The organism is Actinomyces sp. HMSC08A09 (genome assembly GCF_001807465.1).
In the GTDB taxonomy this organism is placed as follows: domain Bacteria; phylum Actinomycetota; class Actinomycetes; order Actinomycetales; family Actinomycetaceae; genus Actinomyces; species Actinomyces oris.
The window spans coordinates 24,550-50,114 of record NZ_KV789122.1; the positions used below are offsets into that span (position 1 = coordinate 24,550).

Sequence of the window (25,565 nt, forward strand, 5' to 3'; positions counted from 1 at the left end):
GGCGTCGCGCTTGGCGCGCAGCTCAGGAGTTAGGGCCGCTTCGCGCGAGGCAGTCGCGCTGGCGTTGGCGTCAGCGATGCCCTTCTCCGCCCGGGCAATAGCCGCCGAAGCGCTGGCGCTGGCGCTCGCACTGGCCTCCGCCTTGGCATCCTTCACCGAGCAGGCCGCCACCCCCAGCGCCAGCGCACACACCGCCACCAAACCAGCCACACCCTGCCGGCACCCGAGACCTGTCCCTGGGCGGGGTCTGCGCCTCGACGGAACCGACCCGCCCGGCCGCTCTGGTCCTTCCGTCAGGGCCGTCCATTCCACGCGCCCGTCGAGGCCGTCGTGGTCCAGAGGGACTTCATGCTCGCGTGCAACAAGATGCGCCTCCGACACTCTCCGCTGGCCGGGGTCGGGTACTGGACGCCGGGCATCTGCAGGCTCGGGGGATCGTAGGGACGCACTCATCACGGAAGCCTCCTCGCCACCGAAACAACTCCATACCCCGCCCGGCCGGGCGACACTGCCCGTCCAGACGGTGCATTGACATTACCTGCCCCAACGCCCCCAAACCAGACCCCGAGGACAGTCTGTGGAAAACCCCGAAACGGGACTCCCTGGAGAGGTCGGCGCCTCTCGCGTCACCAAGTCCACAACCGTCGACTGTGACCGGGACCGGGGAGAGTCATGGTGGCTGCGTGAACCGTGCTCACACTCGGCCACCTGACCTCGCACGATTCCACCAGCCTCTGTGTTGTCTTATGGCTTCTGAGCGTTTCGGATGTCATGACATCTCAGGACACCGGTGGGGTGGGTCTACCAGGTGGGGGAGCTGTTTCGGCCTGTTGGAGGGGGCGGGCCCGGTCGCTGTGGTGGCTGCCGGCGTCGTCTGGGTGCACTGCACGAGGGCGGGGTGTTATTGGACGAGGGTTGGGGGTACTGGGGGTAGGTGGGGCCTTCGTGCAGTACGCACAACCCTTGGTCAGTGGATCCCGACCCTCGTGGAGCAGGCCGACTCAAGGCAAAGCCGGCGTCGGGTCATAGCCTCTAGGGCCCCTGCGCAGACGGCGAGCAGGAAGCGGTGCAGGAGGACCTGTGACGGGGGCGCCGGGCTATGCCGTAAGGACCCCGGACTCACTCCTGCGCGGCCCTGTGTCCACAGCGCTGACATTACCGAGCCTGCCGGCGAAGCACCCCGCGGGGATCGTTGGAATACTGCGGTTCTTCTCCGGCGTGCAGGCCCGATTCGGGGTTAATGTCAGCGCTGTGGACACCCACACCCCGTCATGTCTCACCTCTAGGCCACCCTCGCCTCCTGGACCACCAGCCTGCCCCGGGTTCCCGCCCGAGCGAGTGTCTCAGAAGTCATGACACCCACATGTCTCAGAAGTGAGGAGACAGCACAGATTCCACCAGCCGCGTTCACAACCTCATGTGGAAGTGCATCGCCACCGCTCTGGCACTTTGTGCCATCCGAGTCGCCCACGTCACCGTCCGGCCTCTATCTGGACGGTGACGGGCCACCCCTCCCTGTCCCTGCTCAGGCGAAGACGACGGTGCGGTGCCCGTTGAGCAGCACCCGGTGCTCGGTGTGCCAGCGCACCGCCTGCGCCAGGACCCGGCGCTCGACGTCCTGTCCCTTGGCCTGCAGCACGGACACCGAGTCCTCGTGCCCGGCCCGCGTCACGTCCTGCTCGATGATCGGCCCCTCATCGAGGTCGGCCGTCACGTAGTGCGCCGTCGCCCCGATGAGCTTGACCCCGCGCTCGTGCGCCTGAGCGTAAGGGCGCGCCCCCTTGAATGACGGCAGGAACGAGTGGTGAATGTTGATGACGCCCCCGTGCAGCCGCTCGCACAGGGCGGGGGAGAGGATCTGCATGTAGCGGGCCAGCACCACCAGCTCGATGTCGAGGGAGTCCACCAGCCCCAGCAGTTCGGCCTCGGCGGCCTCCTTGGTCTCCTTGGTGACCGGGATATGGTGGAAGGGCACCCCGTAGAACTCGGCGACGTCCAGCAGCGTCTCGTGGTTGCCCACCACGCCGACGACGTCGACCGGCAGCCCCTGGCTGCGGGCCCGGAAGAGCAGGTCGGTCAGGCAGTGCCCCTCCTTGGAGACCATGATGAGGGTGCGCATCGCCCGCCCCACCTCATCGAGGCTCCACTCCATCTCGTACTCGCCGGCCAGCTCGGCCAGGTCCTTCTCCAGCTCCACGCGCGGCACGGTGGTGAGCACCTGGACCCGCATGAAGAACAGTCCGGTGGAGGAGTCCCCGAACTGCTTGGACTCGGTGATGTTCCCGCCGCGGCGCGCCAGCGTGCCGGTGACCGCGTGGACGATCCCTGGGCGGTCGGGGCAGGACAGGGACAGGACCAGGTGGGCGGCGGAGTCGGTGTGCGCCGTGGAATGAGCCATGGCCTCAGCCTAGTCGGCGCTCGCGCCACTTGACGACGGCGAGCATCAGCCAGGTGGTCACGATGAAGGGCCAGGTGTAGGTCGGCACCGGGATCTCCGTGAAAAGCCGGTCCACGACGACGGTCAGCACCGATCCCACCACCGCCAGCACCCAGGCCCGCCTCCCGGGAGGCAGGAGGACGACGCCGATTGCGATCGCCGTCAGGCACGGCGAGTATCCGCCCAGTCCGTGTGCCGCCTGACCGGCGGGAACGAGCGCCAGCGTCGCTGCCGTCCCGACGACGCTGCCCAGCAGCGCCGCCGCCCCGACTCTCCACCCGGCGATGAACAGCCCAGCCAGGATCAGCGCCCCGCCGACCCAGGAATCGACGAGCACCACCTGGGACTCTCCCGTCAGCACCGCCTCCGGGACCAGCCAGGCCGTCGCCCCACTGACCGGCGCCGGATTCGGGACCATCGGCGCATCGATCGCCCTGAGCAGAGCGGTCAGCAGGCCGGAGACGATGCAGAAAGGAGCTGTGAGCGCCGGGAGCCCGACCGGGGCGAGGGCGCGCTCCAGGGCGCGGTGGACCGCGGGGCAGGCCGCCGCCCCGACCACGGTGACCAGCGTCGCCGGCCAGAAGACCCCCATAGCGGCCCAGGCCGCTGCTCCCACCAATGCCCCGTTGTAGCCCTGGAGTCCGTCACGCACACGCAGATCTAGCAGCCTGGCCGCCACCGTCGACACCGTCGTCCCGAGGACCACCTGAAAGGCCATGAGCGGTGAGTAGACGGCGATGCCGGCCACGATGAGCAGTCCGGTGAGCGCCCGGGGCTGGAAGAAGATCTGCCCCACCCCGCGCCCCAGCGCGCCCACGCCGGACGAGACGATCGACGGGACGACTGAGGCGCCCGGTCCGTCAGCCGGGCGGCGGGACTGGTGAACAGGTGACTCAGGCATGAGGGGCTCCGATCGATAGAGACTCGGGAGGTGCCCGCCGCCCAGGCGAGCGGGCTGTTGCTAGTACTTGCGCAGGTTGAGCCTCGGCGCGCAGAACCACCGGCCGCGCAGAAGCTCGCTGATGTCGAGCATGAGATCGGTCAGACGGGTCGTGTCATCGCCCAGCGCCCGGGCGATGAAGCCGGGCCCCTGCACCCGCGTCACTGCGCCGCGCACGCCGTCGACCTCCAGCATCTGGGCCGCTTCATTGACGAGGGCGTCATCGACCCGGGCGTCGAGCACCGTGAAGGAGGCCAGGTGGCTGTGCCCCTCCAGGCCTCCCAGCCCCGCCAGCCCGGCCTCACCGGGGACCAGGCGCAGGTTGTCGACGACGGCGCACCGCCCACCGACACGGATGTCAGTGCGCATTCGCAGGCAGTCGTAGCCGAAGGCCGAACCGTCCGGGGCCCAGCCGGGGGTGAGGACCTCCAGGGACATGAAGGTCGCCGTCGGGTCCATCTCAACCAGGGTGGTCTGCCGGTAGGAGGACTCCCGGTAGGCGATGACCTGGTCGGGAACGAGTTCCAGCACGGCCCGGGGCCCCAGGTTCACCCGGGTGTCCTGGCGGACCGGGCAGGTGGGGGTGCGGTAGATCTTCGTGGCCGCCTGGGTCGTCAGCACCGCCGAGGCCCCCTGGAGGACCTCGACCTCGGTGAGATAGGAGTCGCCGTCCAGGTACCCGCCTCCGGGATTGACCACGTAGTAGGTCACCTGCCCGGTCTCGTCGAGGTACAGAGGGCGGAAAACCCTCAGTGCTCCCCGGTGGTACTGCTCGATGGCGATGCTCCGGTCCCCGCCCCGGGCGATCCGCAGGTGCAGCTCGCCGGTGGTGCTCACGACTCCAGGTCCGTCATGAGCACGTCATGGTGGATCCACTCGATGACCTGCTCCAGGCCCTCGTCGGTCTTGAGGTTGGTGAAGCAGAAGGGCTTGTCACCCCGGAACACCTTGGAGTCGGCCTCCATGACCGCCAGGTCGGCGCCGACGTGAGGGGCCAGGTCCGTCTTGTTGATGACGAACAGGTCGGACTTAATCATCCCCTGACCGGCCTTGCGAGGAATCTTCTCGCCCTGGGCGACGTCGATGACGTAGATGGAGAAGTCGACCAGCTCGGGGGAGAAGGTGGCCGAGAGGTTGTCGCCTCCCGACTCCACGAACACCACCTCCAGGTCCGGGTGGCGCTCCATCAGCTCGGCGATCGCCGCCTCGTTCATGGAGGTGTCCTCACGGATGGCCGTGTGCGGGCAGCCCCCGGTCTCCAGCCCGATGATGCGGTCCACCGGTAGGACCCCCTGGGCGGCGAGGATCTTGGCGTCCTCGATCGTGTAGATGTCGTTGGTGACGGCGGCCATGGAGACCTCCCGGCTCATGGCCCGGGTGATGCGCTCGATGAGCTGGGTCTTGCCCGCCCCCACCGGGCCGCCCACCCCGATCCGGACCGGGCCGGGGTGGGAACGGTGCGCCGGCTGCTCGGGCGCGTCCGCGTGCTGCTGGCTGGTTGCTGCTGACATGAGAATCTCCTCACTGGCTCTTCAGGAAGGTCTTTCAGGACATGAACATGCGGGCCCGCTGGCGCTCGTGCCGCATCTGGCTGATCTCGATCCCGGGCGCGGCGGCCCCCAGGTCCATTTCATCGAGGCCCCCGATCCGCCTGACCGCGGCGCGGACGTCGCCGCGCACCGAGGCGATGGCGCGCTGACCGGCGTCCTGCCCCAGGGGGATGGCTCGTACAGCGTTCTGCGTCAGCGAGATGACACTGGACTGGAGGTAGGCCGCCGCGACCGCCGCCGCCGGCGCCTCCAGCGCGTAGCCGGCGATCGCCAGCACGATGGCGGGGTGGGAACGGCAGCCCCCGGTGCCCCCGGCGTTCCCGGTGTCCACGAGCGCCGCGTATCGGCTCAGCAGCCTGCCGCCGTCGGTGCCCTCCAGGGCCAGGCGGGCGATGGTGAGCATCCTCCGCCCCATCGTCACCCCGGCCCGGCGGACCTGGATCGGCACCGCCTGAGCCACGAGAAGCGCATCGAGGTGCGCGATCGCCTCCCAGTCATCGGCCGCCACCGCCTCGAAGGCCAGCCGCAGCCCCAGCCCCTCGGAGAAGGTCAGCTGGGTGGACACGAGCGCGCGCAGCCAGGACACGAAGGAGGCCTCACCGTCCACGACACCCTCGTAGATGTAGGTCTCCAGCCCGAAGGAGTGGGAGAAGGCACCCGTGGGCAGCGCGGAGTCGCACAGCTGGGCCAGCGGCAGCTGCCAGCCGGCGACCTCGCCCCACTGCGGGGCGGGAGTGTCAGTGAGTGTGCTCGGCATGACGGAAGGGGACGGGCATGGACCGCTCCATCCGCGCATGACGCACACCCAGGTGCTCCAGGTAGTGCTCGGCGGTGTGGTCGTACTGGATGACCATGACGCCGTCATGCCCCTCAAGGCCCGGGAAGGGCTCCTCCGGCCCGAAGAACTGGGCGGGCAGGTGCCGGTTGCCCAGGTTGTGGGCGACGACCCCCATCTCGCGCACCGTGGCGGGCGCGATGACCAGAACATCGGTGGGCTCCAGGCGCACGACGACGATCCCGCGCTCGTTGCGAAGCAGGATGTCGCCCTCGCGCAGGTCCGGTGCGCCCGGCGCGAGCCGGATGCCGAGCTCGGTGCCGTGGTCGGAGCGCACTCGTTGGATGCGTTTCGTGAGGTCGGCCAGGGGGAGGACCACGTTCTCCACGTGCACGCCCTCCAGCTCCTCGCCGGGCAGGTCGTGGATATTTCCTGAGATGGACTCGATAATCATGAAGGCTCCAGGGGTGAGGGTTCAGAAGAGGAAGTAGCGCTGGGCCATGGCCAGGACGTGGGCGGGCTCGCAGGTGACCTTCTCGCCGTCGACGGTGACCTCGTAGGTCTCGGGATCGACGGTGAGCGCCGGAGTGGCGTCGTTGAAGGCCATGTCCGCCTTCGTCAGCCGCCTCACCCCGCGGGCCGGGCAGATCCTCTTGCGCAGCCCCAGGCTCTGGGGCACTCCCGCATCGATGGCCGCCTGGGACATGAAGGTGATCGAGTTCGACGCCGGCGCCGCCCCGTAACCGCCGAACATGGTGCGCATGAGCGTGGGCTCGGGGGTGGGGATCGAGGCGTTGGCGTCGCCCATGACCGCCGAGGCGATCTGGCCGCCCTTGAGGATCAGGGACGGCTTGACCCCGAAGAAAGCGGGGTCCCACAGCACCAGGTCGGCCCACTTGCCCACCTCCACGCTGCCCACGACCTCGGCGATCCCGTTGGTGCGGGCCGGGTTGATCGTGTACTTCGACACGTAGCGCTTGATGCGCAGGTTGTCGCCGCCCTCCGGGTCCCCGGCGAGCCTGCCGCGAGCCTTCTTCATCTGGTCGGCCACCTGCCAGGTGCGGATGACGACCTCGCCGACGCGCCCCATGGCCTGGGAGTCCGACGACGTCATCGAGAACACGCCCAGGTCGTGCAGCACGTCCTCGGCCGCGATCGTCTCCGGTCGGATGCGCGAGTCGGCGAAGGCGACGTCCTCCGGGATGGCGGGGTTGAGATGGTGGCACACCATGAGCATGTCGAGATGCTCCTCAGCGGTGTTGCGCGTGAAGGGCAGCGTCGGGTTGGTCGAGGACGGCAGGATGTTGGGGTCCTGCGCCAGGGTGATGATGTCGGGGGCGTGACCGCCACCGGCGCCCTCGGTGTGGAAGGTGTGGATGACTCTCCCGCCGATCGCGCGGCGGGTGTCCTCGACGAAGCCGCACTCGTTGAGCGTGTCGGTGTGGATGGCGACCTGCACGTCGAACTCGTCGGCGACCTTGAGGGCCTCGTCGATGACGGCGTGCGTGGCGCCCCAGTCCTCATGGATCTTGAAGCCGACCGCGCCGGCGCGCAGTTGCTCGGCCAGAGGCTCCCGGGCTGAGGCGTGTCCCTTGCCCAGCAGGCCGATATTCATGGGGAAGTCCTCGACGGCCTGAAGCATGCGGGCCAGGTGCCAGGCCCCGGGAGTGATCGTGGTGGCGTTGGTGCCGTCGGCCGGTCCCGTCCCTCCTCCGATCATGGTGGTCACCCCCGAGGCCAGGGCGGTGGCGACCTGGGTGGGGGAGATGAAGTGAATGTGGGAGTCGATGCCCCCGGCCGTCAGGATGCGGTGCTCGCCGGCGATCACCTCCGTGGAGGCGCCGATGACGATGTCGACGTCGTCCATGATGTCCGGGTTGCCCGCAGCGCCGATAGCGCTGATGACGCCGTCGCGGATGGCGACGTCGGCCTTGTAGATGCCGGTGTAGTCGATGATGATCGCGTTGGTGATGACGGTGTCGGGGATGCCCTCGTCCCGCGTGCGCTGGCCGTTGTGGCCCATACCGTCGCGGATGACCTTGCCGCCTCCGAAGACGGCCTCGTCGCCACGGTGGGTCAGGTCCCGCTCGATCTGGGCGAACAGGTCGGTGTCGGCCAGGCGGACGGCGTCCCCAGTGGTGGGGCCGTACAAGGCGGCATGCTCCCGACGGCTGAGTTCCTTGCTCATGATGTGCTCCTGTGCTCTCAGCCCTCGACCGGGCCGTTCGTCTCGCCTGCCAGACCGAAGACCCGCCGTGCTCCCGCCAATGCCACCAGGTGGACTGGCCGGGAGTCGCCCGGCTCGAAGCGAACCGCGGTTCCGGCCGGAATGTCGAGGCGGAAGCCACGAGCGGCCCGCCGGTCGAAGGACAGCGCGGGGTTGACCTCGGCGAAGTGGAAGTGCGAGCCGACCTGAATGGGACGGTCCCCAGTGTTGAGGACGTCGAGACGGAGAGTGGGGCGGCCCTCGTTGATGGTGATGGTGCCGCCTGCGAGTCGGTACTCCCCGGGGATCATGGCAGACTCCTACGAATCGGGTCGTGAACGGAGACGAGCTTGGTCCCGTCGGGGAAGGTCGCCTCCACCTGGACCGCGCGGATCATCTCGGGGACTCCCTCCATGACGTCGTCGTAGGTCAGCAGAGTGGTCCCGTAGGCCATGAGATCCGTGACCGTGCGCCCCTCTCGGGCCCCCTCGAGGATCTCAGCGGTGATGTAGGCGACTGCCTCAGGATGATTGAGCCGGATACCCCTGTCCTTGCGTCTTCGCGCCAGGTCTGCGGCGACGACGATGAGTAGCTTCTCCTGCTCACGAGGGGTGAGGTGCATGGGGGCTCTCCCAGAGATGGATCCGGAGCGGGCGCATAGGCGCGAGCTTGTCCGCGCACGACGGACGCATATAGGCAATGCCTGACATGTTGCAGAAATATTTCCGACTGTTGAGCGGCAAGGATCAGGGAGCAGCTGACCCCCTTGGTTTTCCGCGTCATGGTGAGAGAGAACTGAATATGGTTGACGTGCCGTCGATCCTCGGCGACTGATGTCGATACTGAGGAAAAGCAGGGCCGGGATGCGGTCTGAGACGCATCCCGGCCCTGCGTGGGTGGTGGTGGCTCTTAGCCCTGACGGGCCTTGAGACGGGGGTTCTTCTTGTTGATGACGTAGGTGTGGCCGCGGCGTCGGACCACCTTGGACCCCGGCTGCTTGGCCAGGGACCGAATCGAGGCACGAACCTTCATGTCGGCTCCTTTCCTTCTTCGTGTCCAGTGAGGGCGGTGAGAAATCAAGACGAGGGGCCATCAGCGCCCCGCCTGAGCGCCTACCGCTTGCGCTTGCCGTAGCGGCGCTCGAACTTCTCCACCCGGCCGGCCGTGTCCAGGATGCGGCCCTGGCCGGTCCAGAACGGGTGCGAGGCGCTGGAGACCTCGACGTCGTAGACCGGGTAGGTGTTGCCGTCCTCCCACTCGATGGTCTCCGACGACGTCAGGGTCGAACGGGTCAGGAAGGCGAAGCCTGCGGACTTGTCACGAAAGACGATGGGCTGGTAGCTGGGGTGGATCCCAGGACGCATACGAGCTCCTTGGATGGGGGTGAATGTGAGAACTGACGTGGTGAACGGGCACCGGTGTCGGCGCTGCGAGAGGGCGGTTGCGGCTGCGTGACGCCGCACGCCCCGGCGGGTGCGGGCCCACAGACCCACCCCGCCCGCACCCGCCTACCAGGAGGACTTGACGATGCCCGGCAGCTCGCCGCGCAGCGCCATCTCGCGGAAGCGCACCCGGGAGGTCCCGGTGACGCGCAGGTGCCCGCGCGGGCGACCGTCCACCGCGTCGCGCCGACGCAGGCGAGTGGGGGAGGCGTCTCGCGGCAGCGCGTGCAGCGCCGCCATCGCCTCATCGCGCTCGTCCTGGCTCAGGTGAGGGTTGACCGAGACCCGCTTGAGCTCGGCACGGCGCTCGGCGTAACGCTCCACCACCTGCTGGCGCCGCAGCTCGGCGGCGATCTTGGACTTCTTGGCCATCAGCGCGACTCCTTGTACTCCACGTGCCTGCGCACCACCGGATCGAACTTGCGCAGCACCAGCCGGTCGGGGGTGTTGCGGCGGTTCTTGCGGGTCACGTAGGTGTGGCCCGTCCCCGCGGTGGAGACCATCTTGATGATCGGCCGCAGGTCCTTGCCCTTGGCTCCGCTCATGACAGCTTCTCCCCTCGGGCGAGCATCTGAGCCACGACGACGTCGATGCCCAGCTTGTCAATGGTGCGGATGCCCTTGGCGGACACCGTCAGGCGCACGGTGCGCCCCAGGGACGGCACCCAGTAGCGCTTGCGCTGCAGGTTGGGGTCCCAGCGCCGGGGCGTGCGCTTGTGGGAGTGGGAGACGGACCGGCCGAAGACAGGCCGGGCCCCCGTGACTTGGCAGTAGGTGGTCATGACGAGCATGATATAAGAATGATTCTCAGTTTCGTCAACTCTGCTGGAGGACCTCGTGACCGATCCCTCGGATGACTTTGCCGGCAACCTCGCTGACATCCCCGGCTCCCCGGCCGACGGCCGGCACACCCTGGCCGTCATCGGCGCCGTCGACCCCGCCCTGCTGGACCTGGTCGACCTCGCCCTGGCCGGCCAGGACGCCGTCGTCATCCGCGCCGGGCTCCACTTCGCCGCCGACGACGAGACCGGGAGCAGCGACGCCGACGACGACCTGGTCCGGCTCGTCAGCCACAGCTCGGCCGAGGGCTTCGACGACGAGCCGGTCAGGCTCGACGTCCCCATGCCCTACACCTGCCCCACCTGCTCCCTGCGGGAGGTCCTGGCCGCCGTCACCCAGGACCGTGCCGCCCAGGAACCGGGCGGCACTACCGTCATCCTCCTGCCGGCGTCCATCGAGCTCGCCCACCTCCTGCCCGGCCTGGCCGAGGAGCTCGCCGGCACCGGCGCGAGACTGGCCGGAGCCGCCCACGTCCTGGACGCCACCACCGCCCTGGACGAGCTCCTCGAGCACCGCCAGCTGAGCGCCTTCCCCGGCGACTCCCGCTGCACGGGCGCCGTCCACCTGACCAACCTCGGATACGCCGACCTCGTCCTGGCCCTGGGGCGCGATGAGGACCCCGCCGGGGCCGACCTCATCGAGCACCTGCGCCCCCATGACGCCCTCCTGCTCCCGGGCCTCGACGCACCCCTCCTGGAGACCCTCACCACCCTCACCCACGACGTCGCCACCTCCTTGAGCCGCATCCACCCCGCCTCCACCAGCGCCTGGGGTGGCCCCGACGAGCACGGCGTGTGGACCCTCGACCTCAGCGCCTCCCTGCCCTTCCACCCCGAGCGCCTGCGCTCCCTCGTCGTGGAGCTCGCCGGTCAGGGTCTGTGCGCTCGCGGCTGCTTCTGGCTGCCCAGCCGTCCCGGTCGGGTCTGCACCTGGGAGGTCGCCGGAGGTGCTGTGAGCGTCGGCGACGCCGGTACCTGGGCGGAGGTCCCGGCCGCCCCCTCCGGTGCCGATGACGACGTGGCCGGCGAGCCCCGTTGCCACCTCGTGGTCACCGGCGTCGGGGACGAGGAGATGCGTGAGCAGGTGCGCCGCGCCTTCTCCCGGATCCTCCTGCGCCCCGAGGAGATGGCCCAGGCCCTGGCCTGGATCGGCGCCGACGACGGCATGGGCGACTGGTTCGGGCAGGAGGGCCAGGAGGGTTGAGCGCCCGCTCCCGAGGTGCGAGCCCCGCCCCCAGGCGGCATGCGGTGGTGCTGTGCTGCACTGTGCGGTAGGGGACGGCACGGCTGTGCTCCGGCACGGTAGGGTGTTCCTGTCGCGACTGGCGCCGGGTGGATCACCACCGGGGAGCGGCACGAACACGACTCCGGGGTCGCCCGCCTGGGCCACGGATCGCCCACCAGTGCGCGCACAGCCGCCTGCCATGGCGCAGCGTGCGCCCCACACCTGAGGAGAGACATGACCGCGCAAGCCGTCACCCCGTCCCTGAACCAGCCGCTGGCCGAGCTCGACCCGGACATCGCCGAGGTCCTCACCGGTGAGCTCGCCCGTCAGCGCGAGACCCTGGAGATGATCGCCTCGGAGAACTTCGTTCCCCGGGCCGTCCTGGAGTGCCAGGGCTCGGTCCTGACCAACAAGAACGCGGAAGGGTATCCCGGTCGCCGCTACTACGGCGGCTGCGAGGTCGTCGACGTCGCCGAGTCCCTGGCCATCGAGCGCGCCAAGGCCGTCTTCGACGCCGAGTGGGCCAACGTTCAGCCCCACTCCGGGGCCCAGGCCAACGCCGCCGTCCTCCACGCCCTGGCCACCCCCGGCGACACCCTCCTGGGCCTGTCCCTGGCCCACGGCGGCCACCTCACCCACGGCATGAAGATCAACTTCTCCGGCAAGAACTACAACGCCACCGCTTACGGCGTGGACGAGACCACCATGCGCATCGAGATGGACCAGGTGCGCGAGGCCGCCCTGCGCGAGCGCCCCTCGGTCATCATCGCCGGCTGGTCCGCCTACCCCCGCCACCTCGACTTCGCCGCCTTCCGCTCCATCGCCGACGAGGTCGGCGCTGCCCTGTGGGTGGACATGGCCCACTTCGCCGGGCTCGTCGCCGCCGGCCTGCACCCCAACCCCGTCCCGCACGCCGACGTCGTGTCCACCACCGTCCACAAGACCCTGGGCGGCCCCCGCTCCGGCATGCTCCTGTCCAGCCGCGCCGAGCAGTGGGGCAAGAAGCTCAACTCCGCCGTCTTCCCCGGCCAGCAGGGCGGCCCCCTCATGCACGTCATCGCCGCCAAGGCCGTGGCCATGAAGATCGCCAGCACCGAGGAGTTCCGCGAGCGCCAGGAGCGCACCGTGCGCGGCGCCGCCATCATCGCCGAGCGCCTGGGAGCCGACGACGTGCGTGCCGCCGGCGTCAGCCTGGTCACCGGTGGCACCGACGTGCACCTGGTGCTGGTGGACCTGCGTGACTCCTCCCTGGACGGTCAGCAGGCCGAGGACCTCCTGCACACCGCCGGCATCACGGTCAACCGCAACGCCGTCCCCTTCGACCCGCGTCCCCCGCGCGTCACCTCCGGCCTGCGTATCGGCACCCCCGCCCTGGCCACCCGCGGCTTCGGTGACGCCGAGTTCACCGAGGTCGCCGACATCATCGCCGCCACCCTCGTCCACGGCGCCGCCGGCACCGCCGACGACGAGACCCTGGCGGCCCTGCGCGGTCGCGTGCGCGCCCTGACCGACGCCTTCCCCCTCTACCCGGGGCTGGCCCAGTGAGGGCTCCCTGGAACGGGGCGGCCCGGGTCCTGGACGGCAAGGCCACGGCCGCCGCCCTCAAGGCCGAGCTCAAGGAACGCGTGACGGCGCTGCGCGAGCGCGGCGTCACCCCCGGCCTGGGCACGGTCCTGGTGGGGGAGGACCCCGGCAGCGTCAAGTACGTCGCCGGCAAGCACGCCGACTGCGCCGAGGTCGGCATCCTCTCCATCCGTGAGGACCTGCCGGCCACCGCCACCCAGGCCGAGGTGGCCGCCGCCGTCGACCGCCTCAATGCGGATGACGCCTGCACCGGCTACATCGTCCAGCTCCCGCTGCCGGCGGGCGTGGACACCAACGCGATCCTGGAGCGCGTCGACCCGGCCAAGGACGCCGACGGCCTGCACCCCACCAACCTGGGGCGCCTGGTGCTGCGGGCCTCGGGGCCCATCGACTCGCCCCTGCCCTGCACGCCGCGCGGCTGCATCGAGCTCATGGAGCGCCACGGCATCGACCTGGCCGGCCGCAACGTGTGCGTCGTCGGCCGCGGGGTCACGGTGGGCCGCTCCATCGGTCTGCTCCTGGGCCGCAAGGACGTCAACGCCACCGTGGACATCTGCCACACCGGCACCACGGACCTGGCCGAGCATGTGCGCCGGGCCGACGTCGTCATCTCCGCGGCCGGCAGCCCCGGCATCATCACCCCGGAGATGGTCGCCCCCGGCGCCGTCGTCCTGGACGTGGGCGTCTCGCGCGTCGTCGACCCCGCTACCGGCAAGGGCCGCATCGCCGGTGACGTCGCTGACGGCGTCGACGAGGTGGCCTCGTGGCTCTCGCCCAACCCCGGCGGCGTGGGCCCCATGACCCGCGCCCTGCTGCTGGCCAACGTGGTCGAGACCGCGGAGCGTTCGCTCTGAGGGGCGCCGCCGCTCGCCCGACCGGCCGATAACCTTGTGGCCATGACGGACGAGTCCCACGGCGCCCATCCCTCCCATCCTGACCACCCCACCGATCCGGCTGAGTCGGCAGGCTCCACGCACTCCTCGGAACCCGAGCCGGCTCAGCCGGAGGCGTGTCCGCCGGCCCCTGGGGACGCGCTGCCCGCGTCGCCCTCAGCGGACTCGACCGGCTCCCAGGACACGCGACCGGACCGCGGTGGCCTGCGACGGCGGACCCTGATCCTCGGTGCGGCCGGGGCCGGCGTCCTCATCGCCGGCGGAGCCATCCTGGTGCGCTGCTCCACGGGACGCCGGAGCTCACCGACGCCCACGGCCACCGACTCGCCTGCCTCGGCCGCCTACCGCCCCGCCTACCACTACAGCCCCGCCACGGGGAATCTCGCCGACCCCAACGGCCTGGTCCTCTACGAGGGCGAGTACCACCTCTTCCACCAGCAGGACGGCACCTGGGCCCACGCGATCAGCCCTGACATGGTGCACTGGAAGCGCCAGGGGACGGCCCTGAAGCACGACGCGCAGGGCCTGGCCATGTCCGGCAGCTGCGTCGTGGACGGGGCCAACACCTCCGGCCTGGTCGCCGGCGGCGGCCTGGTCGCCGTCTACACCTCCACCGACGGCGGAGAGGCCCAGTCCCTGGCCTACTCCACCGACCGGGGCCGTACCTGGCAGCGCTTCTCCGGCAACCCCGTCATCCCCAACGACGGGCGCAAGGACTTCCGCGACCCCAAGGTCTTCTGGCACGAGGACTCCAAGGCCTGGATCATGATCGTCTCCGCCGGGGACCACGTCTCCCTCTTCCGCTCCACCGACCTCAAGGCCTGGAGACACGCCAGCGACTTCGGCCAGGGCATCGGCTCGCACGCCGCCGTATGGGAGTGCCCCGACCTCTTCCCCCTGACCGACTCCAGCGACGGGCGCACCCGCTGGGTCATGACCCTCTCGGTGGGAGCCAACGAGGAGACGGCCGGCTCCACCGCCCAGTACTTCATCGGCGACTTCGACGGCTCCGTCTTCTTCCCCGAGGACCGCGACACCCGATTCACCGACGTCGGCCAGGACTTCTACGCCGCCCAGAGCTTCGAGCACGTCGAGGGCCGCCGCGTGTGGCTGGCCTGGCTGGGCAACTGGAACTACCCCTACTCGCTGCCTACCGGAGACTGGCGCGGTGAGATGAGCATCCCGCGCGAGCTGTCCCTGACCACCATCGGCGGCAAGCGCACCCTCGTGCAGAAACCCGTCCCCGAGCTCGACGCCCTGCGCGGGCGGGCCGCCGACCTCTCCGGCCTCAAGGCCACCGACACGGTGACGGCTCTGGGCACGGGCCGCACGGTCGAGATCGACCTGACGTTGGACGTCTCCCATGCCTCTGAGGCCTGGCTGGGCCTGGCCCGCGGCACGGTTGATGGCAAGACCCAGGAGGTGCGCGTCGGCGTCGACATCTCGGCCGGCACCCTCTACCTCGACCGCACCGACGGCGGGCTCACGCAGGTTGACGGCAAGGACGAGGGGACCACCACCGACTTCGCCCTGCGTCGCCAGACGCAGTACCGCCCCACCGGCTCCACAGTGCGTCTGCACCTCTACCTGGACCGCTCCAGCCTCGAGGTCTTCGTCGACGACGGTGCCACCGTCGGCAGCCTCCTGGTCTTCACCGCCCCCTCCTGCCAGGAGATCGTCCTGGGAGCCAAGGGCACGGCCACCATCACCTCCGGAAGCCTCACCCCTCTGGCCGCAGCCCTGTAAGGGCGCCGCAGGACTTCGACGACGAGGAGGTGGGGCCGCCGGACGATTCCGACGACCCCACCTCCTGCTCGAGCCGTGATGCCCTGAGTGCGGCGCCTACTTCAGGCGCTGCGGGCGGGTGTCACCGCCGTTGGAGCGGGCCCTGTCGGAGGGGATGTCCGCGAAGCCCCCCAAGCCGTTGGTGCCGTAGGTGCGGTCCACCGAGGTGGTGTCCCCGGAGATGGTGAGCTTCACCGTCGGGGCCAGCGAGCCTCCACGCACCGGGTTGCCGTCCTTGTTGCCGCCGATGGAGTCGATGAAGGACTCCACCAGGCCGCCGGGCATGACGTAGTGCGAGTAGGACTGGAAGGTGTACGGGCTCTGGTTGAAGTCCGGCGAGTAGGGCTTGCCCGGGTTGAAGTTGAGGTTGATGGGGTTGCCCAGCGCGATACCCGTGTTCTGGTTGAGCGGCTTGTAGTCGCTTCGCAGCCCGTCGCCCACGAAGCCGTAGACGCCCTCAGGTCCCTGGAGCCCGTCGGCGTAGGTCTCCCGGTGCGAGATCGTGAACAGGTAGTACTTGCCGTCCTGGAAGTAGATCTGCGGCCGCTCAGTCTGATCGTTGACGCAGTTGCCGCTCAGCAGCGGAGGCAGGTACTCCCACTGGGTCATCGCCTTGTTCTTCGCCCGGGCCAGACCCACGTTGGCCAGCTGGTAGCGGCCGCCGCGCTGGTTGACCGCCTCGACCGTCTCGGCCTTGGGATCGCCCTGCTCGTAGCCGAGGTCCTCCGCGGTGCAGGTGGCCAGAGTGGTGTTCTGCCCGGCCTTGGCCGCGGCGTCTACGTACTGCTGCTCACGGACGAAGGCCGAGTTGCCCTCGAAGACCATGTACTCGGTGGGGTCCGAGGGGTTGTTCTGGTCGCGGAAGGTGAAGGGGTCGCGGAAGTTCACGCCCGGGTTCTGCTCGCGGGTCTGGTAGTACTTGCCGTCCGGGACGAGAAGCTGGTGCTGGGTGCGGAACCCGGTGAGCCACACGCCGCTCTCGTCAGCGTAGATGCGCCCCTCGGACTGCACGATCCGCGGGTCGTAGGGCTTGGAGGACCCGCCGTTGCCGTCCTGACCGTAGCCCTTGTCGCCACTGCCACCGGTGGCGGTGTTGTAGAAGGCCACCGAGGTGTAGAACATGCGGATCTTGTTGCCCTCCATGAGGCGGGCCGAACCGGACCACTCGGTCTGGGCCGTGAAGCTCTGATCCTCGAAGATCGAGCCGGAGGCGCCGTCGGGGAAGACGTGCCCGCCGTAGATCCAGCCGCCGTTGGAGCTGCCTGCGCCGTCGGCCGAGGAGGTCTGCGTGCCGGCCTTGCGGTAGAAGAAGCCCAGGCGCGCGTGGGTGTGGCGGTCGTCGAAGGTGTAGCCGGCGTGCCGGTCGGCTACCAGGGAGAAGGCGATCTCCCAGCCGTTGTAGGAGATCTGGTGGGCGGCCTCATCGGTCAGCGTCCAGGTGTCCCACACCCACACGTCCTCGCTCGTGGCCGGGAAGCCGTTGGAGATCTCCGGCATCGTGAGCTGCTCGGGCATCGAGTTGGTGCCCGACGGCGCATTGGGGTTCGAGACGCGCTGGATCTGCATGGCGTCGGCACGGGTCCACTTGGCGGTGTAGTCCTCCTCGACCCCGTGTGCCGCACCGGTGTGCTTGGTGGCGTTGGCCCAGCCGGGGTTATCGGCCTTGAATCCCGTCGCGTTCTGGGCCGCGGCTCCGCCGGCGGCCTGCTGGTCGCTCTGGCCCGCCTGTGCCTGCTCGGTGGGGCTCTGGCTCGCCTGCGCCTGGTTGGCAGGGGACTGGTCGTTCTTCTGGTCCGCTCCCGCCTCGGGCGAGGCCTCGGCAGTAGCGGTGGCGGTGGGGGAGGCGCTGGGGGAAGGTGCCTCATCGGCGAGTGCAGTGGTGCCGGACCCGGCCACCAGGAGTCCGAGCGTCAGCGCCACGGCCAGTCGTCTGCGACGGGCGCGGAACGAAGTGTGTGTCACGGTCATTGTCCGTACTGTCCTTACTCATGAGGGATGAGGGTGTCAGTGCGCCGTGAGCCTTTGTTATGTGATCTCCCAGGCCCAACCTTAGGAGAACCTGGGGGTGGAGGAACAGGTCTTTGGACCGCTCTGTCAATATCGGGACACTGCCACCAAAGACGTAGCCCCTGCATTCTCAGGGTTTCTTGAGGTTTTCGGCACTTTGGTGACATAGACCACAAGCAAAGGTCTTATCGTCCGGTTATTCTTGAACGCGTTCTCCGTGAGCTGTTCGGTCTCCCATGCCTGTCGGTTCAGGTGGTCGCTCAACGCTGGGCGGCCCCGTGTCTAACGGAGATCCTGTGAGTATCATTCCCATCCGTCTGCGACGGTTATCCGCACCAACATCCGCTCTCCTGGCTGCGCTCGCCCTGGCTGCAGCCGGTCCGGCTGTGGCCGCCCCGGCATCGAACACAGCCGGGCAGTCCACCACCTCCCTGCGCAACACCTCCACGGTGAGCGCTCAGAGCCTCGCCCAGATGGTCGCCGGTCCGAAGGCGACAGTCTCCAACGCATCCGTCTCCGGCAAGGACGTCCAGATCGGCACGGTCAAGGGACTGCCTGGTGACGGCAACGCCATCACCGAGGGGGTCGCCCTATCCACCGGCTCCCTCATCGACCCCGATCCCACCGCCGACTCCGACACCGACATCACCCGCTCCGCCGTCCTGGGACCCAACGACGCCCTGGACACCACTGGTGACTTCGGCGTCGTCGAGGACCCGGCGGGACTGGCCAAGGTAGCCGGCACCGACGTCTACGACGAGGCCGTCCTGGAGTTCGACGTCACCGCCACCAGCTCCAACATCGTCCTCTACTACAGCCTCGGCTCCGAGGAGTACGCCGGTGCCACCGAGGGCACCCCGGCCTCCTGGCAGTCGCGCGGATACAAGGATCCGCTGAGCATCCAGGTCAACGGCACCGAGTGCGCCCACGTCCCCGGCACGCAGACGGCCGTGAGCGCCGCCTCGATCAACGAGTCCTCCAACGCCGCCTACTACACGGCCAATGTCTCGGGACACACCCCGGGACAGATCCCCGTGGAGTTCAACGGCTACACCTCCGCCCTGCCCTGCCAGGCCTCCGTCACCCCGGGGCAGAAGGTGCACGTGCGCGTGGCCATCGCCGACGCCCAGGACGGTCAGCTCGACTCCACGGTTCTCCTGCGCACCCAGGGACTGGGCTTCACCGACAAGCCGATCACCGACCCCTGCAACGCCAAGGCCGGCACCTGTGACATCCCCAGCAACGGCAAGGGTTCCAACGGGAACGGCTCCAACGGGTCGAACAACGGCAAGGACTCCGCCACTCCGCCCGGGCAGGGCAAGCCGGGCGTGACCGACTACAGCGCCGCCTCGCCCACCGCAAGCCCCAAGAAGACTGTGGCCGGTCTGCCCCTGACCGGAACCCAGGCGCTCTTCCTGGGAGGCATCGCCCTGCTGCTCCTGGCTGGCGGTGGTGTCGCGCTCATGCTGCGCCGTCGGCGCCTGACCGGCTCTGAGGCCGGCTGACGGCGAGACTGCGGCCAGCAGACGGCTGACGGGGCGGATGAGGCTCTCCTCATCCGCCCCGTCAGTCTGTGTCTGCGGCTCACCGCTGTCGGGCGCTCAGTCCTCCTCTTGCCGGGAGGCGCGACGCGCCGCCAGCTCCTTGGCCAGCATCGCGCATCCCAGGATGCACAGCGGCATGGAGGCCAGCCACAACAGGGTGCTGACGCGGGACAGCAGCGAGGTCTGAGCCAGGACGGGCAGGACGGCGGCGATGACGATAACCGCCATCCACGCGCCGACTCGTCGGGCGCTGCGCGGCGCCTGGGCGTCGTCGGGTTCCATGGCCCGATCCTCTCACCCGGTGATCTCGAACCTGCGCTCATCCAGGCAGCCGGCGTGCAGGTCGGTGACGGTGAGCCGGCGCACCGAGGCCCACCGCGGGCCGCGCCTCAGCCACGCGATCAGCCGGCCCACGGCCTCCGGCTCGCCCTGGGCCATGACCTCGACGTCGCCGTCGGGCAGGTTACGGACCTGCCCCACCACCCCCAGCTCCTGGGCGGTGTAGGCGCAGTGGTAGCGGAAGCCCACCCCCTGGACCGTGCCCTGGACCAGGACGTGAACGGTTCTCACGGTGCGGGCACTCCTACCGGCGTCGCTCATGGCCCTATCGTCTCAGGCTCAGGGCCGAGCGCGTAGGCTTGCCGCCATGCGTATCGCCACTGTCAACGTCAACGGCATCCGGGCCGCCGCCCGCAAGGGCATGGGGGAGTGGCTCGCCGCCTCCGCCCCCGACATCCTCCTGCTCCAGGAGGTCCGAGCCGACGAGCAGATCGCCGTCGACCTCCTGCCCGGCTACGAGGCCGCCATCTGGCCCTGCCGCATCAAGGGACGTGCGGGCGTGGGTGTCGCCGTGCGCGAGGGCGGCCCCGCCACCCTCGGCGAGCTGCGCTACGGCGTGGCCGCGCCCGGCACCGAGGAGCCCGACGTCGACTCCGGCCGCTGGCTCGAGGCCGACCTGAGCCTCGCCGGCTTCGACGGTCTCGAGCGGCTCACCGTCATCTCCGCCTACCTGCACTCGGGCCAGCTGGGCACCGAGAAGATGGACCAGAAGTATGCCCACCTCGAGCTCGTTGACGCTCGCATGGCCGAGCTCCTGGCCGCCGCCCGCGATGGTGGGCCCCAGGTCGTCATGGCCGGGGACCTCAACGTGGTGCGCTCCGAGCGTGACATCAAGAACTGGAAGCCCAACCACAACAAGATCGCCGGCGTCATGGATGAGGAGATCGCCCACCTGGAGGGCTGGTTCGCCTCCGGCTGGGTGGACGCCTCGCGTCACCTCGTGGGGGACGAGGAGCAGGGGCCCTACACGTGGTGGTCCCAGCGCGGTAAGGCCTTCGACAACAACACCGGCTGGCGGATCGACTACCAGGTCCTCACCCCCGCCCTGGCCGAGCGGGCCCACAGCGTCACCGTGGACCGGGCGCCCGACTACGCCTCACGCTGGTCCGACCACGCCCCGCTCGTCGTCGAGTACCGCTGAAGACGCGGCTGACCTTTTCGGAGAGCACGTCGGGGTCGGGTGCCTGCTCGGCCCGACCCCGACGGCCTCTCAGTAGCGGATCGCGTCGATCGGCCGGATGCGGGTGGCCACGATCGCCGGGATGATGCCCGCCAGCGCGCCCACGGCGGTGGCCGCGACCAGGCCGATGACGGCCGCCACCATGGGGAAGGGCGGGGTCGTGGTCACCGGGATGCCCAGGAAGGCGCTCAGCGGCATGACGCGCATCCCCACGATGGCGATCCCGATGCCGACGACGCCGGCGACCACAGTGGCCACCACCGACTCCAGCATGATGGAGAAGAAGATGCGTCGGCTCGTCGCCCCGAAGGAGCGTCGCACCCCGATCTCGTGGATGCGTTGACGCACGGTCACCAGTGAGATGTTGACCAGGCTCAGGGCCCCCAGCAGCATGACGAACACGCCGGCGGCCGTGACCACCTGGGTGAAGGTGTTCGCGCTGGAGCTGAAGCCACCGCTCTGGAGATTGTCCTCGGCCTGGGTCGAGCCCTGACCGAAGCGCGCGTCCAGGTCCTTCTTGGCCAGGCTGGCGACCTCCTTCGCACCGTCCTGACCGGCCCAGATCTCCAGCGTGGGGGCGGGGCGGGCGGCGTCCTTGGGCAGCCAGTGCTCATAGGGCGTGTTGAGGGCGAAGGCGGTCACGGGCTGGGTGCACGGCAGGCCCGCGTCCCGCTCGGGGTCGCCGCTGCAGCCCATGAGGGAGAGGTCCTCCGCCTCCAGGACGCCGACGATCGTGAAGGAGGTCTGCACCGGGGAGAAGGAGGTGATGGTGACCGGCTCGGTGAGCTGCTGGATCCCCAGCGCGTCGAGGAAGCCCTGGGTGACGACCATGCTCGGGGAGAGGTCGTCCTCATCCTGCGCGGTGAACCAGCGCCCCTGGGAGACGGTCTTGTGGTGCAGGAGCCCGTAGCTCAGGCTCACGGTCTGGGTGGGCACGCTCCGAGCGCCGTCGGGGAAGGAGAAGCGCACGTTGGAGGTGTAGGTCGTCGCCCAGGACTTGACCTCGTAGCGCTCGACGAAGCTGTTCATCGCCGAGGAGATCTTCGCCGCGGTCGCAGCGCTGGTCGTGGAGCCTCCGCCCCCGCTACCAGCGCCCCCTGCGGCGCCCGCACTGCCTGCGCCGCCGGTACCGCCCGCACCGTCGCTGCTGCCGCCGCTGGCACCTGAGTCTGCGCCGGCGCTCGACTCGGGGGCGTCGTCGGCCTGGAGGGCCTGGTCCAGGCCCTTGCCGGTGGGGCTGACGTTGATCGTCACCGTGCCCGGGCGGCCGGTGTACTTCTCGCTGACCTTGTTGATGGCGTCGACGGAGACCTGCCCCAGGGCGATGACGAAGGTCATGGCCGCCACCGCCGCCGCCACGCCCACCAGCGACAGCAGGACCCTCAGCTTGCCGATGCGCAGCTGGGCCCAGGCCTCGACGATGGCGCCGAAGAATCCGGTGAGAATGCCGTTCATGAGGCTCCTTCGTGGCTGGTGGGCGCCGACGGGTAGGGGGATGCCGGAGGGGTGGTGACGACCTCACCGAACTCCTCCAGGCTGCCGACCTTGCGACGCATGACGGAGATCGGGGTGAGGGCGCCGTGATCGAGCCGGTACTGGGTGTGAGCGCGGCCGGCCACGGCCAGGTCGTGCGTGATGATGATGAGGGCGGCACCGTTCTCGGCGCACTGACGCTCCAGGAGCGTCATGACCGAGTTGCCGGTGTCGACGTCGAGGGCGCCGGTGGGCTCGTCGGCCAGGATGACGCTGGGGCGGCGCGACAGCGCCCTGGCGATGGCCACCCGCTGCTGCTCGCCTCCCGATAGGCGCGAGATGGGCGAGCCCACCTTGTCACCCAGGCCCACGGCCTCCAACAGCTCGGCGGCCCGTGCGCTGCGGGTCCAGAAGGCCCTGCCGGTGTCGTACAGGAGGGGTGCCGCTACGTTCTCGGTGGTGGTCAGTCCCGGGATGAGGTTGAAGGACTGGAAGACGAAGCCGAAGGTCTGCCCCCGCAGGTGGGCGCGGCGACTCTCCCCGAGCCGGGAGGTGTCGGTGCCCGAGAGCGTGTAGTGGCCCGATGTCGGCTTGTCGATGAGACCCAGGATGTTGAGCAGAGTCGACTTTCCCGTTCCCGAGCGTCCCACGATGGCCACGTGCTCACCGGGGGAGACGCTCAGGTTGACTCCCGTGAGGATGTGCAGGGGCTCGGAGTCGGGGACGGTGAAGGTACGGGTGATCTCCCGCAGCTCCAGCAGCCCGCTCACAGGATCTCCTTGCCTTCGGAGTCGTAGCAGGCGGAGTTGTCCGGCTCGCAGGTGTCCGGTGTCCCGGTGCGGCGCGTGTCCTTGTTGGGGACGAACTGCAGGACCTGCTGGTCGGCCTTGAGGCCGGCGGTGATCTGGATGTTCGTACCGTCCGTGATCCCCAGCTTCACAGCGGTCTTGACCGCCTTGGAGGCGTCCCCGGACTCGGGCACCAGCCACACGAAGCCCGAGCCGACCTTGCCCTCCACGGCGGTGACCGGAACCATCAGGGCCTCTGAGGCGCTGCCGGCGTCAACGCTGATGGTCACCGGCATACCGGCGAAGACCTTCTGGTCGCCGGGAACCGCGCAGCGCATCTCCACGCTGGTGCCGTCACCGGAGGTAGTCGTCGTCGAGCCGTCCCCACCGGTGGTCGTGGAGGTGGAGGCCTTGGTACCGACCTTGAGGTTGTTGCACTGGAAGGGCGCCGGGCCCCCCTCCAGGGTCAGGGTCGCGGCAGTGGGAGCGTTGGTGAGCCGGTACTGCTGCGCCGCGCTGACGGTCCCGGTGGCCGAGTAGGTCGCGGGGGTGATGGTGGCCACGACGACGCCGACGCCGGTCTCCTGCTGCTTGAGGACCTTGGGGGTCACGGTGCCGCTGACGGGGGCGTAGATCGTGGACCAGGTGACCTTGTCCTCGGTTGGGGTCTGGGTGACGTTGCCGCTCTCATCGGTCTTGGTCACCGGGGGCTGGGACTCGGAGTGCTTGATGTAGAGCAGCGGGTCACCGGCACTGACCTGGGTGTCCTTCTCCACGGCGACCGAGTCCACCACGCCGGCCAGGTCGGCCTGGACCTCGACCGTGGCGTCCTGAACGATGTGACCCTTGACCGAGACCGTGTTGGAGATGCTGCCTTTGGTCACGGGGACGGTCTTGACGTCGGCGGCGTAGCCCGGGGAGATGTCAGCGGTTGTCCCGTCGCCCTGCGAGGGGAAGAAAGCGATCTTCACCAGGGCGACGGCGACGATCACCGCAATGAGGGTCTTGAGGGCGGGCCAGACGAAGCGCTTCACGGCGTCCTCCATGGAAGGCGGCGGGATCAGAACCGGGTAGGGACCCCGGGCTCCTGATTAATACGCGCAGAGACTACGGCACAGGCGGTTGTCTGACTTCATCCTGAAGGAGGAATGCTGACAGTCCTCTCCAACCGAGGTTGGAGAGGACTGATGGTCGTCAGGCGTGGAGGCTCAGCGGTGCGTCGGGGCCGCTCAGGCGAGCCTGCCGGCCGGGGCGGCGGGAACCGCGTCGAGGAAGGCCGGCGGGTTGAAGCCCTCGCGCTGGTAGGCCTCGGCCACGGCGCGGGCCACGTCGTGGACGGTGTCGGCGTCCACCAGGGCGATCGCCGAGCCGCCGAATCCGCCGCCGGTCATGCGCGCCCCGTGGGCGCCGGCGGCGCGGGCCGCCTCCACGGCCACGTCCAGCTCGGGGCAGGTGCACTCGTAGTCCACACGCAGTGACTCGTGCGAGGCGTCCATGAGCCTGCCGGCCTCGGCGAGCTTCTCTCCGCGCAGGGGCTGCCCGTCCTGCAGGAGCGCCACGAGCCGGCGGGTGCGGTCGATCTCGGTGACAACGTGGCGGGTGCGCTTGACCAGCTCGTCGGCGTCGTCGCCGTCGGTGGCCGCGAGGCGCTCCAGGGCGCCGGGCAGGTCCTCGATCGCGATGTCCGCCAGGAGCTCCACCCCAAGGATCTCAGCGGCCCGCTCGCAGGCCGCTCGCCTGGCCCCGTACTGGCCATCGTCCAGAGAGTGCTTGGCCTTGGTGTCGATGACCAGGAGGGCCAGGCCCTCGGCGGCCAGGTCGAAGGGCACGTGGGTCACCGAGCCGTCGCGGCAGTCCAGCTCCAGGGCGTGACCCTCGCGGCAGCGCAGGGAGGCCGACTGGTCCATGCCGCCGGTGGGGGCCCCGGCCATCTCGTTCTCCGTGCGCACGCAGTTGGTCACCAGGCGGGCGCGCCCGGCGTCGTCGGGCTCCTGCGCAGTCCCGGCCAGGCCGAGGTGCGCGACCTCGTCAATGGCGACGGCGGCCGAGCACTCCAGGGCCGCCGAGGAGGACAGTCCGCCTCCCAGGGGCACGCAGGAGACGAGTGCGGCGTCGAAGCCGGGCAGGTTCTCGAAGCCGTCGCGCTCCAGGGACCAGGCGACGCCGGCGATGTAGGAGGCCCAGTGCGCCACCTCCCCGGGGGTTCCCTTCGGGCCGATCGTGTCGAGGTCCATGACGTCGACCTTCTCCCGGGTCTGGGGGGAGACCAGGCGCACGACGCGGTCCTCGCGGCGCCGCAGCGCCAGGTGCGCCCGGTGGGGCAGGGCGATGGGCAGAGCCAGGCCGCCGTTGTAGTCAGTGTGCTCGCCAATGATGTTGACGCGCCCGGGGGCGTACCAGACGCCGTCGGGCTCGGCCTCGAAGACCTCCCGGAACAGGGCGGTGGCGGCCTCGGCGCCCTCCTGGGGGCTCAGCGCAGGGGCGAAGACGGGAGCATCGTTGGTCATCGTGTTCTCCTGTGGTGGGTTGTTGTGAGTGAGCGGACAGGCTGAGGAAGGG

Annotated in this window: 27 protein-coding genes, 1 pseudogene and 1 riboswitch; of the genes and pseudogenes, 6 read left to right on the top strand and 22 right to left on the bottom strand. The window is 69.6% G+C overall.

Features of this window, described 5'->3' with window-relative positions:
* The 15 genes and pseudogenes from HMPREF3165_RS13795 to rpmB form a co-directional block, all read right to left on the bottom strand.
* Window positions 1-198: pseudogene (locus HMPREF3165_RS13795) on the bottom strand (hypothetical protein); the annotation flags it as partial.
* Window positions 199-1,525: 1,327 nt separating this feature from the next.
* Window positions 1,526-2,398, bottom strand: coding sequence for a formyltetrahydrofolate deformylase (gene purU, locus HMPREF3165_RS06670; protein ID WP_070511720.1), 873 nt, complete (start codon window positions 2,396-2,398; stop codon window positions 1,526-1,528).
* 4 nt (window positions 2,399-2,402) lie between these two features.
* Window positions 2,403-3,338: an urea transporter gene (locus HMPREF3165_RS06675; RefSeq protein ID WP_070511723.1), complete on the bottom strand. Its 936-nt coding sequence runs from the start codon at window positions 3,336-3,338 to the stop codon at window positions 2,403-2,405.
* Window positions 3,339-3,398: 60 nt separating this feature from the next.
* Window positions 3,399-4,214, bottom strand: a complete 816-nt coding sequence (locus tag HMPREF3165_RS06680) for an urease accessory protein UreD (RefSeq protein WP_070511726.1) — start codon at window positions 4,212-4,214, stop codon at window positions 3,399-3,401.
* Entirely contained in the window at window positions 4,211-4,888 is a 678-nt protein-coding gene (gene ureG, locus HMPREF3165_RS06685; RefSeq protein WP_176747015.1) for an urease accessory protein UreG, read from the bottom strand. The genes HMPREF3165_RS06680 and ureG overlap by 4 nt, the downstream gene beginning before the upstream one ends.
* Window positions 4,889-4,922: 34 nt before the next feature.
* Entirely contained in the window at window positions 4,923-5,684 is a 762-nt protein-coding gene (locus HMPREF3165_RS06690) for an urease accessory protein UreF (RefSeq protein ID WP_070511729.1), read from the bottom strand.
* A complete protein-coding gene (gene ureE, locus HMPREF3165_RS06695) occupies window positions 5,665-6,156 on the bottom strand; it encodes an urease accessory protein UreE (protein WP_070511732.1) in 492 nt (163 codons plus the stop codon). The genes HMPREF3165_RS06690 and ureE overlap by 20 nt, the downstream gene beginning before the upstream one ends.
* A gap of 21 nt (window positions 6,157-6,177) precedes the next feature.
* A complete protein-coding gene (gene ureC / locus HMPREF3165_RS06700; protein ID WP_070511735.1) occupies window positions 6,178-7,890 on the bottom strand; it encodes an urease subunit alpha in 1,713 nt (570 codons plus the stop codon).
* A 17-nt stretch (window positions 7,891-7,907) separates the two neighbouring features.
* Complete coding sequence (locus HMPREF3165_RS06705; protein WP_009405845.1) at window positions 7,908-8,219, bottom strand: urease subunit beta; 312 nt, start codon at window positions 8,217-8,219, stop codon at window positions 7,908-7,910.
* Window positions 8,216-8,530: an urease subunit gamma gene (locus HMPREF3165_RS06710; RefSeq protein WP_009406366.1), complete on the bottom strand. Its 315-nt coding sequence runs from the start codon at window positions 8,528-8,530 to the stop codon at window positions 8,216-8,218. The genes HMPREF3165_RS06705 and HMPREF3165_RS06710 overlap by 4 nt, the downstream gene beginning before the upstream one ends.
* 287 nt (window positions 8,531-8,817) lie before the next feature.
* The gene (gene ykgO / locus HMPREF3165_RS06715) at window positions 8,818-8,940 is read right to left on the bottom strand and encodes a type B 50S ribosomal protein L36 (protein WP_003782012.1); all 123 of its coding nucleotides are present in this window, start codon (window positions 8,938-8,940) and stop codon (window positions 8,818-8,820) included.
* 80 nt (window positions 8,941-9,020) lie between these two features.
* Window positions 9,021-9,272: a type B 50S ribosomal protein L31 gene (locus tag HMPREF3165_RS06720; protein WP_003789587.1), complete on the bottom strand. Its 252-nt coding sequence runs from the start codon at window positions 9,270-9,272 to the stop codon at window positions 9,021-9,023.
* A 144-nt stretch (window positions 9,273-9,416) separates the two neighbouring features.
* Window positions 9,417-9,722, bottom strand: a complete 306-nt coding sequence (gene rpsN / locus HMPREF3165_RS06725) for a 30S ribosomal protein S14 (RefSeq protein WP_070511737.1) — start codon at window positions 9,720-9,722, stop codon at window positions 9,417-9,419.
* A complete protein-coding gene (rpmG, locus tag HMPREF3165_RS06730; protein WP_003789591.1) occupies window positions 9,722-9,895 on the bottom strand; it encodes a 50S ribosomal protein L33 in 174 nt (57 codons plus the stop codon). Before rpmG ends, rpsN begins: the two co-directional genes overlap by 1 nt.
* Window positions 9,892-10,131 (bottom strand): 50S ribosomal protein L28, encoded by a 240-nt coding sequence (rpmB, locus tag HMPREF3165_RS06735; protein WP_003789593.1) that lies wholly within the window; start codon window positions 10,129-10,131, stop codon window positions 9,892-9,894. Before rpmB ends, rpmG begins: the two co-directional genes overlap by 4 nt.
* Window positions 10,132-10,186: 55 nt before the next feature.
* Between rpmB and HMPREF3165_RS06740 the strand changes: the two genes are divergently transcribed.
* The 4 genes from HMPREF3165_RS06740 (at window position 10,187) to HMPREF3165_RS06755 (ending at window position 15,636) form a co-directional block, all read left to right on the top strand.
* Window positions 10,187-11,392 carry a CobW family GTP-binding protein gene (locus HMPREF3165_RS06740; RefSeq protein ID WP_070511740.1) on the top strand — a complete coding sequence of 402 codons (1,206 nt, stop codon included), beginning with the start codon at window positions 10,187-10,189 and terminating at the stop codon, window positions 11,390-11,392.
* A 104-nt stretch (window positions 11,393-11,496) separates the two neighbouring features.
* Window positions 11,497-11,582: riboswitch (ZMP/ZTP riboswitch) on the top strand.
* A gap of 65 nt (window positions 11,583-11,647) precedes the next feature.
* Window positions 11,648-12,958: a serine hydroxymethyltransferase gene (gene glyA, locus HMPREF3165_RS06745; RefSeq protein WP_070511743.1), complete on the top strand. Its 1,311-nt coding sequence runs from the start codon at window positions 11,648-11,650 to the stop codon at window positions 12,956-12,958.
* Window positions 12,955-13,851 carry a bifunctional methylenetetrahydrofolate dehydrogenase/methenyltetrahydrofolate cyclohydrolase gene (locus HMPREF3165_RS06750; RefSeq protein WP_003789598.1) on the top strand — a complete coding sequence of 299 codons (897 nt, stop codon included), beginning with the start codon at window positions 12,955-12,957 and terminating at the stop codon, window positions 13,849-13,851. Before glyA ends, HMPREF3165_RS06750 begins: the two co-directional genes overlap by 4 nt.
* 42 nt (window positions 13,852-13,893) lie before the next feature.
* Window positions 13,894-15,636 (top strand): glycoside hydrolase family 32 protein, encoded by a 1,743-nt coding sequence (locus HMPREF3165_RS06755; protein WP_070511745.1) that lies wholly within the window; start codon window positions 13,894-13,896, stop codon window positions 15,634-15,636.
* A gap of 96 nt (window positions 15,637-15,732) precedes the next feature.
* On the opposite strand, the gene HMPREF3165_RS06760 is transcribed toward HMPREF3165_RS06755, so the two are convergent.
* Window positions 15,733-17,643, bottom strand: coding sequence for a glycoside hydrolase family 68 protein (locus HMPREF3165_RS06760; protein ID WP_070511749.1), 1,911 nt, complete (start codon window positions 17,641-17,643; stop codon window positions 15,733-15,735).
* A gap of 335 nt (window positions 17,644-17,978) precedes the next feature.
* On the opposite strand from HMPREF3165_RS06760, the gene HMPREF3165_RS06765 reads away from it, so the two are divergent.
* The gene (locus tag HMPREF3165_RS06765) at window positions 17,979-19,187 is read left to right on the top strand and encodes a choice-of-anchor L domain-containing protein (RefSeq protein WP_070511752.1); all 1,209 of its coding nucleotides are present in this window, start codon (window positions 17,979-17,981) and stop codon (window positions 19,185-19,187) included.
* A 96-nt stretch (window positions 19,188-19,283) separates the two neighbouring features.
* Here the strand turns inward: HMPREF3165_RS06765 and HMPREF3165_RS06770 are convergent, their stop codons facing one another.
* On the bottom strand, window positions 19,284-19,508 hold the full coding sequence (locus HMPREF3165_RS06770) for a hypothetical protein (protein WP_070511754.1): 225 nt from the start codon (window positions 19,506-19,508) through the stop codon (window positions 19,284-19,286).
* A 12-nt stretch (window positions 19,509-19,520) separates the two neighbouring features.
* Window positions 19,521-19,826, bottom strand: a complete 306-nt coding sequence (locus HMPREF3165_RS06775; RefSeq protein ID WP_070511755.1) for an acylphosphatase — start codon at window positions 19,824-19,826, stop codon at window positions 19,521-19,523.
* 46 nt (window positions 19,827-19,872) lie between these two features.
* Between HMPREF3165_RS06775 and HMPREF3165_RS06780 the strand changes: the two genes are divergently transcribed.
* Window positions 19,873-20,706 (top strand): exodeoxyribonuclease III, encoded by an 834-nt coding sequence (locus HMPREF3165_RS06780; RefSeq protein WP_070511757.1) that lies wholly within the window; start codon window positions 19,873-19,875, stop codon window positions 20,704-20,706.
* 69 nt (window positions 20,707-20,775) lie between these two features.
* Here HMPREF3165_RS06780 and HMPREF3165_RS06785 read toward each other — a convergent pair whose 3' ends face one another.
* The 4 genes from HMPREF3165_RS06785 to galK form a co-directional block, all read right to left on the bottom strand.
* The gene (locus tag HMPREF3165_RS06785) at window positions 20,776-22,200 is read right to left on the bottom strand and encodes an ABC transporter permease (protein ID WP_070511759.1); all 1,425 of its coding nucleotides are present in this window, start codon (window positions 22,198-22,200) and stop codon (window positions 20,776-20,778) included.
* Complete coding sequence (locus HMPREF3165_RS06790) at window positions 22,197-22,988, bottom strand: ABC transporter ATP-binding protein (protein ID WP_070511762.1); 792 nt, start codon at window positions 22,986-22,988, stop codon at window positions 22,197-22,199. The genes HMPREF3165_RS06785 and HMPREF3165_RS06790 overlap by 4 nt, the downstream gene beginning before the upstream one ends.
* On the bottom strand, window positions 22,985-24,052 hold the full coding sequence (locus HMPREF3165_RS06795) for a permuted SH3 domain-containing protein (RefSeq protein WP_003789614.1): 1,068 nt from the start codon (window positions 24,050-24,052) through the stop codon (window positions 22,985-22,987). Before HMPREF3165_RS06795 ends, HMPREF3165_RS06790 begins: the two co-directional genes overlap by 4 nt.
* Before the next feature lie 183 nt (window positions 24,053-24,235).
* A complete protein-coding gene (galK, locus tag HMPREF3165_RS06800) occupies window positions 24,236-25,513 on the bottom strand; it encodes a galactokinase (protein ID WP_070511764.1) in 1,278 nt (425 codons plus the stop codon).
* Window positions 25,514-25,565: the final 52 nt, after the last annotated feature.